General features: G+C 67.7%; 9 protein-coding genes. 4 read left to right on the top strand and 5 right to left on the bottom strand.

The window, feature by feature from the left end:
- Positions 1-9 precede the first annotated feature (9 nt).
- The 5 genes from ACZ4UU_RS24905 to ACZ4UU_RS24885 form a co-directional block, all read right to left on the bottom strand.
- Positions 10-987, bottom strand: a complete 978-nt coding sequence (locus ACZ4UU_RS24905; RefSeq protein WP_471905586.1) for an ABC transporter permease — start codon at positions 985-987, stop codon at positions 10-12.
- A gap of 112 nt (positions 988-1,099) precedes the next feature.
- The gene (locus ACZ4UU_RS24900; protein ID WP_471905585.1) at positions 1,100-2,896 is read right to left on the bottom strand and encodes an ABC transporter substrate-binding protein; all 1,797 of its coding nucleotides are present in this window, start codon (positions 2,894-2,896) and stop codon (positions 1,100-1,102) included.
- Between the two features lie 119 nt (positions 2,897-3,015).
- Complete coding sequence (locus ACZ4UU_RS24895; RefSeq protein ID WP_471905584.1) at positions 3,016-4,047, bottom strand: ABC transporter permease; 1,032 nt, start codon at positions 4,045-4,047, stop codon at positions 3,016-3,018.
- Between the two features lie 912 nt (positions 4,048-4,959).
- Positions 4,960-6,867: a translational GTPase TypA gene (typA, locus tag ACZ4UU_RS24890; RefSeq protein ID WP_471905583.1), complete on the bottom strand. Its 1,908-nt coding sequence runs from the start codon at positions 6,865-6,867 to the stop codon at positions 4,960-4,962.
- Positions 6,868-7,235: 368 nt separating this feature from the next.
- A complete protein-coding gene (locus ACZ4UU_RS24885; protein WP_471905582.1) occupies positions 7,236-9,518 on the bottom strand; it encodes an ABC transporter family substrate-binding protein in 2,283 nt (760 codons plus the stop codon).
- 367 nt (positions 9,519-9,885) lie between these two features.
- Here ACZ4UU_RS24885 and ACZ4UU_RS24880 point away from each other — a divergent pair, with 367 nt between their 5' ends.
- The 4 genes from ACZ4UU_RS24880 to ACZ4UU_RS24865 are packed head-to-tail and all read left to right on the top strand — an operon-like array spanning position 9,886 to position 13,798.
- Positions 9,886-10,179 carry a hypothetical protein gene (locus ACZ4UU_RS24880; RefSeq protein ID WP_471905581.1) on the top strand — a complete coding sequence of 98 codons (294 nt, stop codon included), beginning with the start codon at positions 9,886-9,888 and terminating at the stop codon, positions 10,177-10,179.
- A gap of 36 nt (positions 10,180-10,215) precedes the next feature.
- Positions 10,216-11,037 carry a hypothetical protein gene (locus tag ACZ4UU_RS24875; RefSeq protein WP_471905580.1) on the top strand — a complete coding sequence of 274 codons (822 nt, stop codon included), beginning with the start codon at positions 10,216-10,218 and terminating at the stop codon, positions 11,035-11,037.
- Positions 11,038-11,057: 20 nt separating this feature from the next.
- The gene (locus ACZ4UU_RS24870; protein ID WP_471905579.1) at positions 11,058-13,025 is read left to right on the top strand and encodes a fumarate reductase/succinate dehydrogenase flavoprotein subunit; all 1,968 of its coding nucleotides are present in this window, start codon (positions 11,058-11,060) and stop codon (positions 13,023-13,025) included.
- Positions 13,022-13,798 (top strand): succinate dehydrogenase/fumarate reductase iron-sulfur subunit, encoded by a 777-nt coding sequence (locus ACZ4UU_RS24865; RefSeq protein WP_471905578.1) that lies wholly within the window; start codon positions 13,022-13,024, stop codon positions 13,796-13,798. Before ACZ4UU_RS24870 ends, ACZ4UU_RS24865 begins: the two co-directional genes overlap by 4 nt.
- Positions 13,799-13,838 lie beyond the last annotated feature (40 nt).

Raw genomic sequence — 13,838 nt, 5'->3', positions numbered from 1 at the left:
GTGGTTCTCCTAGGACAGTCGCACGCGCGGGTCGATGACGGCGTACAAGGCGTCCACGATCAGGTTGAAGACGATGATGAGCGCGGCGCTGACCAGCATGACACCCATCAGCATCGGCAGGTCCTTGTTGGTGACGGACTCCAGCGCGAGCCGGCCGAGACCGGCCAGACCGAACGTGAACTCCGTCACCATGCCGCCGGCCAGCAGTGAGGACAGGTCGATGCCGAGGATGGTGACGATGGGGATGAGCGAGCCCCGCCAGGCGTAGCGGAAGAACACGAAGTTGGCCGACATGCCCTTGGCGCGGGCCGCCTTCACGTGTTCTTCCTGTAGTTGCTCGATCATCGAGGAGCGGCTCATACGGGTGTAGTTGGCGGTGAAGATGGTCGCCATGACGACCCAGGGGATCAGCAGGCCCATGAACCAGCCGCCGAGGTCCTCGGAGAACGGCACGTACTTCGGCTTCTCGAGCCAGCCGGTGCTGTAGACCAGCGCGAGCAGGACCAGCGGGCCGAGGAAGTAGATCTGCATCGAGCTGACGACCAGTGAGGCCGAGCTGAACGTCTTGTCCACCCAGGTGCCGCGGTACTTGGCCGCCAGCAGGCCGGCACCGAGGCCGAGCGTGAGGAAGACCAGCAGGCTGCCGAGGGTCAGCGAGAGGGTCAGCGGGAAGCGGTCGAGGATCGTGTCCCAGACGTTCTGGTTGTTGGCGAAGGAGACACCGAAGCAGGGGGCGGCGCAGTGGCCGACGGCGAAGTCCCGGCCGGCGAAGATGCCGACGAGGAAGTTCCAGTACTGCACCGGGACCGGCGAGTCGAGGCCGAGGTTCTTGTGGATGATCGCCAACGCGTCCGGAGTGCAGTTCTTGCCACAGGCCAGCAGGGCCGGGTCCTGCGGGATGGCGAAGAACATGAAGAACGTGAACGCGCTGATCAACAGCAGGATCAGCGCCGCGCCGAAGGTCCGGCGAATGAGGAATTGAAGCATGGCAGGCAGCTGCTCTCAGGACGGCGGCAGTCGATGGTGAGGTCTGGAAGATCCGGGCCCCGGTGGTGGGCGCTCCGCCACGCGCCCACCACCGGTCTCCCGACGAACCGGGTTACTTCTTGAGGAAGATCCGGGTGACGTCCACGTAGCTCGAGTCGGAGCTGTAGCGGATGCCGCCGATGTTCGAACCGAAGATCTGGAAGACCTTGGTGTAGTAGATCGGGGCGGCCGGGTTGACCTTCTCGGTGATGTACTTGTTCAGCGCGTCCCAGGCCTTGGTGGCCTCAGCGGTGTCGGTGATCTTCACGATGCGCGCGATCTCGGAGTTGACGTGCTCGTCGTTGATGTGCGAGTAGTTCGACGCGCCGTCCTGGATCGTGGTGCCGTCGTACAGCGGCGGGAAGACCGTGGACGCGGACGGCCAGTCCTGACCCCAACCGGTCATGTACAGGTCGTAGCCGTTCTTGACCTTGCCGACCTGCTCGTACCAGGTGGCGGAGTCGATCTCCTTCTTCTGGACGTCGAGGCCGATCTTCTCCAGCGCGTCGGCGATCAGGACGGCCTGCTGCTGACGGACCGGCGTGTTGCCGTAGGCGTAGACGAGCTTCTTGCCCTTGAAGCCGCCTTCGTCGATCAGCTTCTTGGCGGCCGCGATGTCACCGTTGGGCTTCTTGGCCCGGTTGAACGGGTCGTACTTCTCGTCGTAGCCCGGAGTGGTGGGCGACATCAGCGAGTTGGCCGCCTCGCCGCCGTACGCGCCACCGTCGGCCTTGAAGACCGAGGTGGCCGGCAGTGCCAGGGTGATGGCGTCGCGGAGCTTCTTGTCCTTGACGCGGTCCATGTTGAAGTTGAGCTGCCACACGTAGGGCGCGTAGCCCTGGATGGTGCGCTTCATCGCGGCCTTGTTGCTCACGACGGCCTGGAGCTGCGTGGTGGCGACCTGGCCCGTGAACATCATCGCGTTCTTGGCGTCGCCCTGGTCGGCGAGGAGGGTCTTGGTCTGGTCCTCGTCGTCGTGGTTCATCTCGATGTTGAAGCCGTCGACGTACTGGTGACGCACCGAGTCGGACTTCGGGTCCCACTGGGTGTTCTTGACGAGCTTCATCGACTTGCCCGGCTTGAAGTCGGCGATCTTGTACGGGCCGACCGAGACCGGGGCGTTGTCGTACTTCTCCTTGGTGTCCGTCTCCTCCGGGACGACGCTGTAACCGGGCATGGTCAGCATCTGCGGGAGGTCGGGCTGCGCGTCCTTGAAGTGGAAGACGATCGTCTTGTCGTCCGGCGTCTCCAGGACGTTGTCCGGCAGGTGCTTGCCCTTGTCCGGACCCGCGTAGGCCTTGCGGTAGGTGGTGCCGGCACCGGACAGCCACTGCTGGAGGTAGGTCGGGCCGTCGGTGATGTACGACGCGTACAGGCGCTCGACCGTGTGACGGATGTCCGCCGAGTTGATCGGGTTGCCGTTCTCGTCCTTCAGGCCGGACTTCAGGGTGTACGTCCAGGTCTTGCCGCCGTCGGAGACCTTGCCGGCGTCGGTGGCGAGGTCGCCCACGACGGTCAGGTTGCCCTGGTCGTCCTCGGAGTACTGGGTCAGACCGCGGAAGATGAGGCGGCTGAGCAGCTTGCCGTCCGAGACGTAGATCTGGCCCGGGTCCAGGTGCGAGAAGTCCGCCTCCTGATAGACGTTCGCGGTGCCGCCCGCCTTGGCACCGGGAACCTCGGGAGCGGGGCCGGTGGACGCCTTGGCATCGCCGATCTGCACCGGCTTGGACTGCGCCTTGGCGTCCTCCTTCTTCTTGCTGTTGTCCTGAGCCGCGTTGTCGCTGCCGCCGCCGCAGGCGGTGAGGGTCAGGGCGCCGGCTGCCACCGCGACAAGCGCGGCTGTCGTGGTGCGGTTACGGAAGATGCTCATGGAGTTGAATCCACCTGCCTGTGAGTAGTGAGCAGTGCTGGTAGCTGGCCGGAGCCGGGCCGTGGGGACCGAGGCCGACATGGGCAAGGGGTGTGGCCTGCCCGTGAGTGGGGGGGCTCTCAGCGGCCGGTCTTGGGATCGAAGGCGTCCCGGACCGAGTCACCGAGGAGGTTGAAGGCCACGACGAAGACCACCATGGCCACGCCGGGGAAGAGCATGTAGTACGGGTCCTGCTCGACGATGTTGGCGCCGATGGCGAACATCCGCCCCCAGTCCGGGGTGGGTTCGACGTAGCCCACTCCCACGAAGGAGAGGAAGGCGATGCTCAGGATGGTGCTCGGCAGCGTGAGCGTGGCCTGCACCAGCACCGGGGTGACGATGTTGGGCAGCAGCTCCTTGCGGATGATCCGCCAGGGCGAGGCCCCGGAGATCCGTGCCGCCTCGATGAACTCCCGGTCACGCAGCGACAGGGTGGCGGCCCGGATGAGTCGCGCCATGCTCATCCAGCCCAGGAAGGAGAGGACGATGATGATCGCGCAGGTACGCACGTAGGTGGGCGTCTCCTCGTCCGGCGCGACGAAGACCGTGGTGATGACGGGCATCGCCGCGACGAAGAAGAGCTGGTTGGGCAGGGCCATGAAGAAGTCGGTGACGCGGCCGAGCCAGTAGTCGGTCTTCCCGCCGAAGTAGCCGCCGGCGAGGCCGATCAGCACACCCACCACGGTCATCAGCACCGTCGCGGCCAGCGCCGTGAACATCGACGTCCGCATGCCGTAGAGCAGCTGCGTGAAGACGTCGCGGCCGAGGCCCGGCTCGATGCCGAACCAGAACTCCCCGTCCATGCCGCCGGCGGGCCCCGCCGGCATGGTGAACATGTCCAGGAGTTCCGGCCGCTCCTGCCCGTAGAGGGTGTACGGGTCCTTGCCGTACGCCATGGAGATCAGCGGCGCCGCTGCCGCGATCGTGAAGAAGAACAGGACGACGACGGCGGAGATCACACCGGTTCGGTCGCGCTTGAAGCGGCCCCACATCAACTGCCCGGGGCTGCGTCCCTCAAGCTTCTTCGACTCCTTGGCGTCGCTCTGGGGCGCGCTCTCCTTGTCCACGAGGGAAGGGGTTTCAGCACCCTCGAGCTCGATTGGACTCGTCATGATTCGTCCGTTTCACAGATGTTGGAGGTCGTCTGCACTGCACAGTGCCCGACGGCCTTCGCACGGCGTACATCTTTCGCAGCGCGCGAGGAGAACAACAACGGTTGGGGGTGAACCCCCTGAGGAACCCTGGCTCGCGATCGGAACCGACCGCCGACGGAACGTGCCGTCAGGGAAGTTCGCGACGCCTGGCCGCGGTCACGACCGCCGCAACAGGACTCCACGTACCCGCGGGGCCTACATCTGCCATCCGGGACGACGTGACCCATATGGCGCTTGTGGCACCTCGCATGGGTTCCTCCTCATGAATCCGCTGGTTCACTGCAAAGGGGCAGCACGCGACACGTCCGGGCCCGTCTCCGGTGCCCAGGTTCGCCAGGTGCCCCCACGCTCTCGAGTCGGCGCCCCGTCAGCGCGTGACCCGTTCTTCCGAGCTCTACGCGCCTAACTATCTGCTATCGCCCAGGGGACGAACCACACTCTCGAGGTCTCGGTTCGATCACAGATAGGGGCTAGGTCTTCCAAAACCCGGACAAAGGGTTTGGTGAGAGATCGCTGCGAAACGGACTTGTTACACATCTATCGGGGGGAGGTGTCCGTTTACCGGACGTTCTACGCCGGAAAAACGGTTGCCTGTCGCGCACTCACTGTGCAGAGTGCCCTGCCGGGCTGTGTCGTGCGCAACACGCTTCACGGAACCGTCGAAGGGCCGTCAGGCGAGTTGCTCCGGGCAGGTTAATAGGATCCGGCCCGCACAACGGCCTCTCACAACAGATTCAAGGGTTTTCCCTACGCTCCTTCGGGCGCCGCCGCGGTCCGCCGCGCCCCCTCTCGCGCAAAACGGCACCGGGCACCCGCTGGCGGGGTACCCGGTGCCGTCCTGGGCGTGGTTCAGCCGTGCTCGGCGCGTCCTCAGCCGTGCTTGGCGCGGCTCGCGGCGCGGGCGCGCTCGCGGGCGTCCAGGTTCACCTTGCGGATACGCACGGCCTCCGGGGTGACCTCCACGCACTCGTCGTCGCGGCAGAACTCGAGGGACTGCTCCAGGGACAGCTTGCGCGGCGGGACGATCGCCTCGAACGAGTCGGCCGACGAAGACCGCATGTTCGTGAGCTTCTTCTCCTTGGTGATGTTCACGTCCATGTCGTCGGAGCGCGAGTTCTCGCCGACGATCATGCCCTCGTACACCTCGGTGCCCGGCTCGGTGAACAGCACGCCGCGCTCCTGCAGGTTGGTCATCGCGAACGCGGTGACGGCACCGGCGCGGTCGGCGACCAGCGATCCGTTGTTACGGGTCTGCAGGGCGCCGAACCAGGGCTCGAAGCCCTCGTGGATGGAGTGGCCGATGCCGGTGCCGCGGGTCTGGGTCAGGAACTCGGTCCGGAACCCGATGAGGCCACGCGAGGGCACGACGAACTCCATACGGACCCAGCCGGACCCGTGGTTGGACATGTTGTCCATACGGCCCTTGCGGACACCCATGAGCTGCGTGACGGCACCCATGTGCTCCTCGGGCACGTCGATGGTCATGCGCTCGACGGGCTCGTAGACCTTGCCGTCGACGTCCTTGGTGACGACCTGGGGCTTGCCGATGGTCAGCTCGAAGCCCTCGCGGCGCATCTGCTCGACCAGGATGGCGAGCGCGAGCTCACCACGGCCCTGGACCTCCCAGGCGTCGGGACGCTCGGTGTCGATGACGCGGAGCGAGACGTTACCGATCAGCTCGCGGTCGAGACGGTCCTTGACCTGGCGGGCGGTGACCTTGCGGTCCTTGACGGCCGCCTTGTTGTCGGCACCCTTGCCGGTGCCGCCACGGCCGACCAGCGGCGAGGTGTTCGTGCCGATGGTCATGGAGATCGCGGGCTCGTCGACCGTGATCAGCGGCAGCGGGATCGGGTTCTCGGTGTCGGCGAGGGTCTCGCCGATCATGATGTCCGGGATACCGGCGACAGCACAGATGTCACCCGGGCCGGCCTTCTCGGCGGGCTTGCGGGTGAGCGCCTCGGTCATCATCAGCTCGGTGATGCGGACGTTGCTGACGGACCCGTCACGCTTGATCCACGCGACCGTCTGGCCCTTGCGCAGCTCGCCCTGCTCGACACGGAGCAGCGCGATACGGCCGAGGAAGTTGTCCGCGTCCAGGTTGGTGACGTGCGCCTGGAGCGGGGCCTCCTCGTCGTAGGTCGGGGCCGGAATGTGCTGCAGGATCGTGGAGAAGAACGGCTCCAGGCTGGTGGAGTCGGCCGGGACCGTGCCGTTCTCCGGCTTGGTCAGCGAGGCGATGCCGTCACGGCCACAGGCGTAGACGATCGGGAACTCGATCTGCTCCTCGTCCGCGTCCAGGTCGAGGAAGAGGTCGTACGTCTCGTTGACGACCTCGTCGATCCGGGAGTCCGGACGGTCCGTCTTGTTGATGCACAGGATGACGGGCAGGCGCTGCTGCAGAGCCTTGCGCAGCACGAAGCGGGTCTGCGGCAGCGGCCCCTCGGAGGCGTCGACGAGCAGAACGACACCGTCGACCATCGACAGGCCGCGCTCCACCTCGCCACCGAAGTCGGCGTGGCCGGGGGTGTCGATGATGTTGATGGTGATGACGTCCCCCCCGTCCTTCGGGTGGTACTTCACCGCCGTGTTCTTGGCCAGGATCGTGATGCCCTTCTCACGCTCCAGGTCGTTCGAGTCCATCATGCGGTCGTCGACGCCTTCGAGCTGGTGGGCGGCGAAGGCACCGGCCTGCTTCAGCATGCCGTCGACGATGGTGGTCTTGCCGTGGTCGACGTGGGCGACGATGGCGACGTTGCGGATGTCGTGGCGCGTGGCCATATTGCGGCGTACTCCCGGAGTGGTGAGGACGGCTCTCGCGTACGTCTGTGTTACGCGGGCCCTGCCGGGCTTGACACGCCACGGCCTCACCCCATGGTACGTGTCCGTCCCCACTGGGGCTCGCCGGGCTACGAACCCGCAGGTGAAACCCCTTTTCTTCGCCCCCGCCGCCCCTACCCGTCCCATCCCTGGGGGCTGCCGCCCCCAGACCCCCGCCATCGGCCCTGCGGGCCTCGTCCTCAAACGCCGGACGGGCTGAAAGATCCAGCCCCTCCGGGGTAGCTCCCTGCGGGTGGGTGGGGGTTCGGGAGTACTCAGCCCCTCCGGCGTTTGAGGAGCGGGGTCTGGGGCGGTGGGGGTGAAGGACGTCAGTTGGTCGACGCGCTCGCTGCGGGCTTCGGGCTCTTCTTCAGGAAGCCCATGTCCTCGTACACCGGCGTGCCGAACCCGAAGGCCCCGGCGTTGGCCACGTTCGACCGCGTGGCCATCAGCTGCGGGCGCTGGAAGAGAGGGATGGAACCCGCCGCCGCCCAGATCCGGGAGTCGGCCTTCCGGATCAGCGACCGCGACTCGGACTCGTCCAACGTGGCGACCGCCTGGTCGAACAGCTGGTCCACCTGATCGGTCCCGATACGCGTGTAGTTCTGCTCGACGTTCAGGGACCCGTCGGCGGCCGGGACGGGCTTGGCGTAGATCGGCCGTGCGTCGGTGGCGGGGTAGGCGGAGGCGGGCCAGGAATACAGCGCGAGATCGTACTGACCGGACGCGATGTGGTCCTTGAAGTAACTCTCGTCCGACACCTTCATGATCTCGGTACGGATCCCGACCCGCTCCAGCATCACGCCGATCCGGTCCGCCACCGTCCGCAGCGTCTGCGACCCCTCCCCCTCCGGCACCACGAACCGCAACGTCAACGCCTTGCCGTCCTTGGCCAGCGGCCGAGACGCCGCACCCGCCGGCGCGGGAGTGCCCTGCGGCGCGTACGCCCCGGGCGCCCCGCCCTGCTGCACCTGATTGGTGCCGTACTGCTTGCCGTCCTGGGCGAGGTGCCGCGCACCGTCGTGATCGGCGTCCTCCCCCTTGTGGCCCTCGTGCTTGTGGCCCTCGTGCCGGGGCGCCTTGTTGTCCTCCCCGACGATGTACGTCCCCTCGTCATCGGACTTGGACTTGGACTTGGGCTCGGATTCGGACTTGGACTTGGACTTCGACTCGGAGTCCTTCCGGGCCTCGTCAGCCTTCTCGGCCTTGTCGGCCCTCTTCCCCTCACTCCCCGCAGTCTTCTCGGCCTTGTCGGCCTTGTCGGCCTTCTCCCCCTTGCTCCCCGCCGCCTCCTCCCCCTTCTTCTTCTCCTTGACCGGCCCGCCCGGCACCCACCCCGCATCCGCGAGCAGCGCCCGCGCCTCCGCCGTGTCCTGGTCGCCGATCGCGCCACTGTTGTCGGCGTACGCGGCCTGCCCGGACAGGGCGAGATGGCTGCCGACCGGCTTGGCGGGCAGGCCCAGCGGGGACAGGACCAGCTTCGCCAGTTCCTCCCGGTCGATGGCCCGGGCCACAGCCCGCCGGATCCGCTCGTCGGCGAGCACGCTGTCGCCGCCGTTGAGGGCCAGCTGGGTGTACGCCGGCTCCAGGGACTTCCGTACCTCGAAGCCCCGGAACTTCGCCCGGTCCTGCCGCTGCTTGGCGGTGAGGTTGCGCCGGTCGGGGCCCATCAGCGGCGTGCCGGAGGGGCTGGCGGTCGCGGCCCGCGGCGGCGCGGCGAGCGCGATACGCCGGGCCGCGGCGGAGTCGATCTCGGCGAGGTCGAGATCGCCGGCGGCCAGCGCGGCGGCCCGCTGGTCACGAGGCACGGCGCGCAGCACGATCTCGTTCAGCTTGGCCGGCTCCCCCCACCAGCGGGGGTTGCGGGTGAGCGTGACGTCGCCGCCCTTGCGGTCGATCTTCTGCACGGTGAACGGCCCGGCGGTGACCTTGAGCTTGCTCCGCGCCCCGTCGTTGAACGAGTCCGGCGTGCCCATGACCTCCTTCGGGTACAGCGGCGAGAAGAGGGAGCGCCAGTCCGCGTACGGGCGCCCGAAGGTGACCCGCACCTCCAGGTCGTTGTCGCCGCGCTCGATCTTCTCGATGCGGTCGTAGCCGGCGTTGCGGGCGGTCCAGTAGGCGCTGTCCTTGCCGGACAGGGCCCGCCACTGGGCGGCGAAGTCGGCGGCGCCGATCTCCCGGCCGTCGCTCCAGACGGCCTGCTGGTTGAGCTTGTACAGCACGACCTGCTTGGGCTCGGTCTCGACGATCTTCGCGGACTCCAGGTACTCCGGGTTGCGCTGCGGCCGCCCGTTCTCGTCGAGCCGGAACATCGAGGGCAGCGTGGCCTGCGCGATCCGGGTCGTGGCCGCGTCCGCGTCCGACTGGAAGGTGTTCAGCGTCTCCGGTACGGCGTCCACGGCCCACCGCAGCGTGCCGCCGTCGCGGAGCTGGGCCCGGGCGGCCGGGGCGATGTCCTGCCCGGCCAGCGGCTTTCCGGCCGGATCCGGGTCGCTGCAACCGGCGAGCGCGGGCAGCGCCAGCGCACCCGCGACGAGGAAGGTGGCCGAGCGCAGGACCGCGCTGCGGCCAGGCCTGGGTCCGGCGCTGGGTCCGATGCCGACGTGGGACATCTCAGGTACCTCCGGGGAGCGGCTCCCGCCGGTGACAATAAGTGCGTTCTGATCACATTTGGCGTTATTTTGGAGCTGATCAGATCTAAGGCACCCCACTGAAGAGGAAAGGGTTCGCCAGGCGGAGGCGACACGGCGGCAGGGGCGTACAAGGCCACCCGTGCGGAGCAACGTGCTCCGCACTACGCACACCTCGCAACCATTCGGCTCCCCGGCGTGCACAGAGCGCTTGCGAGCGTGCAATGGAGGCGTGCAATCCGCCAATCGCTGCACATCCCTTCACAGCGATAGGTGTGACGCGCAACACTCGCAGGCGCATGAACGTTGCCACCCAGGGCCGTAGGGCCCACGGAAGTGAGGTCACGTCATGTCCGTGCAAGACGACCTGACAGCTGTCCAGCGCTGCCTCGACGAGCTGGCCCGGTCCGTGGGCCGGCTGGAGAAGCAGCTGGGCACCGGCGGAATCGAGATGCGCCGCGTCCGCACCGACGCCAACCATCTCCGCGAGAGCGTCGCGCTGCTGCGGGACGCCGCCGCGGCCCCCGCCGCCACCCAGCGCAAACCGGAGCTCGTCACCATCCCCGACACGCCGTACGACGACTCTCTGTGGATCGACACGGATGACGAGGGTCTCGGCGCCCGGGACCGCCGCGCACCCTAGAACCCGCAGTCCCCCTGACCCGACCGGAGTCATGCATTGGCCACTGGTACGGAACCCCATCTGAACAGCGGCGGCGTACACACCGATACGCGCGCCGCGATCTCCGCCCCGCATCTGCGGACCGACCGCTGGTGGCTGGCCCCGGCCGCCACCGCGGCCGGTCTGCTGGCGTTCATCGTGTACTCGACCTGGCGGGCCTTCGCCAACGCGGACTACTACGCGGCGCCGTACGTCTCCCCGTTCTACTCGCCCTGTCTGGCGGAGAACTGCGAGCCGATGCGCGCCGGGCCGAACTGGGACCTGTTCGGGAGCTGGTGGGGCATCTCCCCCGCGATCATCATCCTGATCTTCCCGCTCGGCTTTCGCCTGACCTGCTACTACTACCGCAAGGCCTACTACCGCGGCTTCTGGATGTCGCCCCCGGCCTGCGCGGTGGCGGAGCCGCACAAGAAGTACTCCGGTGAGACCCGCTTCCCGCTGATCCTGCAGAACATCCACCGGTACTTCTTCTACGCCGCGCTGCTGGTCGCCGGGATCCTGACGTACGACACGGTGCTCGCCTTCCGCGACGAGAACTACGAGTGGGGCCATATGGGCCTCGGCACCCTCGTGTTCCTCGTCAACATCGTGCTGATCTGGGCGTACACCGTCTCCTGTCACTCCTGCCGGCACATCGTCGGCGGCAAGCTCAAGCACTTCTCCAAACACCCCGTGCGCTACCGCATGTGGCAGTGGGTCGGGAAGCTCAACGCCCGGCACATGCAGCTGGCGTGGGCGTCACTGGTGAGCGTGGCGCTCGCCGACTTCTACGTCTATCTCGTCGCGTCCGGGGTCTTCGACGATCCGCGCTTCTTCTAGATTGGGTGGGGACTGAACAGATGTCCGTGGTCGAACGGCAGGAGTGGGACGTCGTCGTGGTCGGCGCCGGAGGCGCGGGCCTGCGTGCGGCGATCGAGGCACGCGAGCGGGGCGCCCGTACGGCCGTGATCTGCAAGTCGCTGTTCGGCAAGGCGCACACGGTGATGGCCGAGGGCGGCATCGCGGCGGCCATGGCCAACGCCAACGAGCACGACAACTGGCAGGTCCACTTCCGCGACACCATGCGCGGCGGCAAGTTCCTCAACCAGTGGCGGATGGCCGAGCTGCACGCGCGGGAGGCCCCGGACCGGGTGTGGGAGCTGGAGACCTGGGGGGCGCTCTTCGACCGGACGAAGGACGGCCGTATCTCCCAGCGCAACTTCGGCGGCCACGAGTACCCGCGCCTCGCGCACGTCGGCGACCGCACCGGACTGGAACTGATCCGGACGCTGCAACAGAAGATCGTTTCCTTGCAGCAGGAGGACAAGAAGGAGACCGGGGACTACGAGTCCCGGCTGAAGATCTACCAGGAGTGCACGGTCACCCGGATCCTGAAGGCTGAGTCCGATAGCGGCTCCGCCGCGGGCAGCCGGGTCTCGGGGGTCTTCGCCTACGAGCGCGAGACCGGCCGCTTCTTCGTCCTGGACGCCCCCGCCGTGGTGATCGCGACCGGCGGCATCGGCAAGTCCTTCAAGGTGACGTCGAACTCGTGGGAGTACACGGGTGACGGCCACGCGCTGGCGCTGCTGGCGGGCGCGCCGCTGCTCAACATGGAGTTCGTGCAGTTCCATCCGACGGGCATGGTCTGGCCGCCGTCGGTGAAGGGGATCCTGGTCACGGAGTCGGTGCGTGGCGACGGAGGGGTGCTGCGCAACTCCGAGGGCAAGCGGTTCATGTTCGACTACATCCCCGACGTCTTCAAGGAGAAGTACGCCCAGTCGGAGGAGGAGGGCGACCGCTGGTACGAGGACCCGGACAACAACCGGCGTCCTCCGGAGCTGTTGCCGCGTGACGAGGTGGCGCGGGCCATCAACGCCGAGGTGAAGGCGGGCCGCGGCTCTCCGCACGGCGGGGTCTTCCTCGACGTGTCGACGCGTATGCCGGCCGAGGTGATCCGCCGCCGTCTGCCCTCCATGTACCACCAGTTCAAGGAGCTGGCGGACGTGGACATCACGGCGGAGGCGATGGAGGTCGGGCCGACCTGTCACTACGTCATGGGCGGCATCGCGGTCGAGTCGGACACGGCGGCGGCGCGCGGCGTGCCCGGCCTGTACGCGGCCGGCGAGGTCGCGGGCGGCATGCACGGCTCGAACCGGCTCGGCGGGAACTCCCTGTCCGACCTGCTGGTCTTCGGCCGCCGTGCGGGCTGGCACGCCGCCGAGTACGCGGCCGCGCAGGCCTTCGAGCGCCCCGAGGTCAGCGACCTGCAGGTCGACACGGCCGCGGCGGAGGCACTGCGGCCGTTCTCGGCGGAGGGTCCGGCCGGAGGCGCGGACGACGGGCGTCCACCGGAGAACCCGTACACCCTCCACCAGGAGCTCCAGCAGACCATGAACGACCTGGTCGGCATCATCCGACGCGAGGCCGAGATGGAGCAGGCCCTGGAGAAGCTGGCGGATCTGCGCGTACGGGCCCGCCGGGCCGGTGTCGAGGGCCACCGCCAGTTCAACCCCGGCTGGCACCTCGCGCTCGACCTGCGCAACATGCTGCTGGTCAGCGAGTGCGTGGCGCGGGCGGCGCTGGAGCGCACCGAGTCGCGCGGCGGGCACACCCGCGAGGACCATCCGACGATGGACCGCAAGTGGCGCAACATCAACCTGCTGTGCCGGTTGGCCGACCCGACGGGCGGCCTCGCGGCCACGGACCCGGAACGCGGCCAGATCAATCTCCTACGCGAGACCACCGACCCCGTCCGCCAGGACCTGCTGGCTCTCTTCGACAAGGAAGAGCTGGTCAAGTACCTCCCCGAAGAGGAGCTCCACCAGTGAGCAGCTACGAGGCCCGTTTCAAGGTGTGGCGGGGCGATGTGCGGGGCGGCGGCCTGGAGGACTTCGAGGTCGAGGTGAACGACGGCGAGGTCGTCCTCGACATCATTCACCGCCTCCAGGCCACCCAGGCCCCCGATCTGGCCGTCCGCTGGAACTGCAAGGCCGGCAAGTGCGGTTCGTGCTCCGCGGAGATCAACGGGCGGCCGCGGCTGATGTGCATGACGCGGATGTCGGTGTTCACCCGGGAGGAGACGATCACGGTGACGCCGCTACGGGCGTTCCCGGTGGTCCGCGATCTCGTCACGGACGTCGGCTTCAACTACACCAAGGCGCGCGAGGTCCCCGCCTTCGTCCCGCCCGCCGAGCTCGGCCCCGGCGAGTACCGGATGATGCAGGAGGACGTGGACCGCTCGCAGGAGTTCCGCAAGTGCATCGAGTGCTTCCTGTGCCAGGACACCTGCCATGTCGTCCGCGACCACGAGGAGAACAAGACGGCCTTCGCGGGCCCCCGCTTCCTGATGCGGGTCGCCGAACTGGACATGCACCCGCTGGACGCCGCGGCGGAGACCGGCCTGGACCGCAAGGCCACGGCCCAGGAGGAACACGGCCTCGGCTACTGCAACATCACCAAGTGCTGCACGGAGGTCTGCCCCGAGGGCATCAAGATCACGGACAACGCGCTGATTCCTCTGAAGGAGCGGGCGGTCGACCGCAAGTACGACCCGCTGGTGTGGCTCGGCGACAAGATCATGCGGCGGACCTCGTCGGGCTGAGTCCGCCTCCGGCCGAGCCAGGTCGGCTCATCCCGGTCGC

This window comes from Streptomyces sp. NPDC028907, assembly GCF_055564995.1.
The sequence above is the reverse complement of the archived record's forward strand: the minus strand, read 5'-3'. Positions and strand labels throughout refer to the sequence as shown.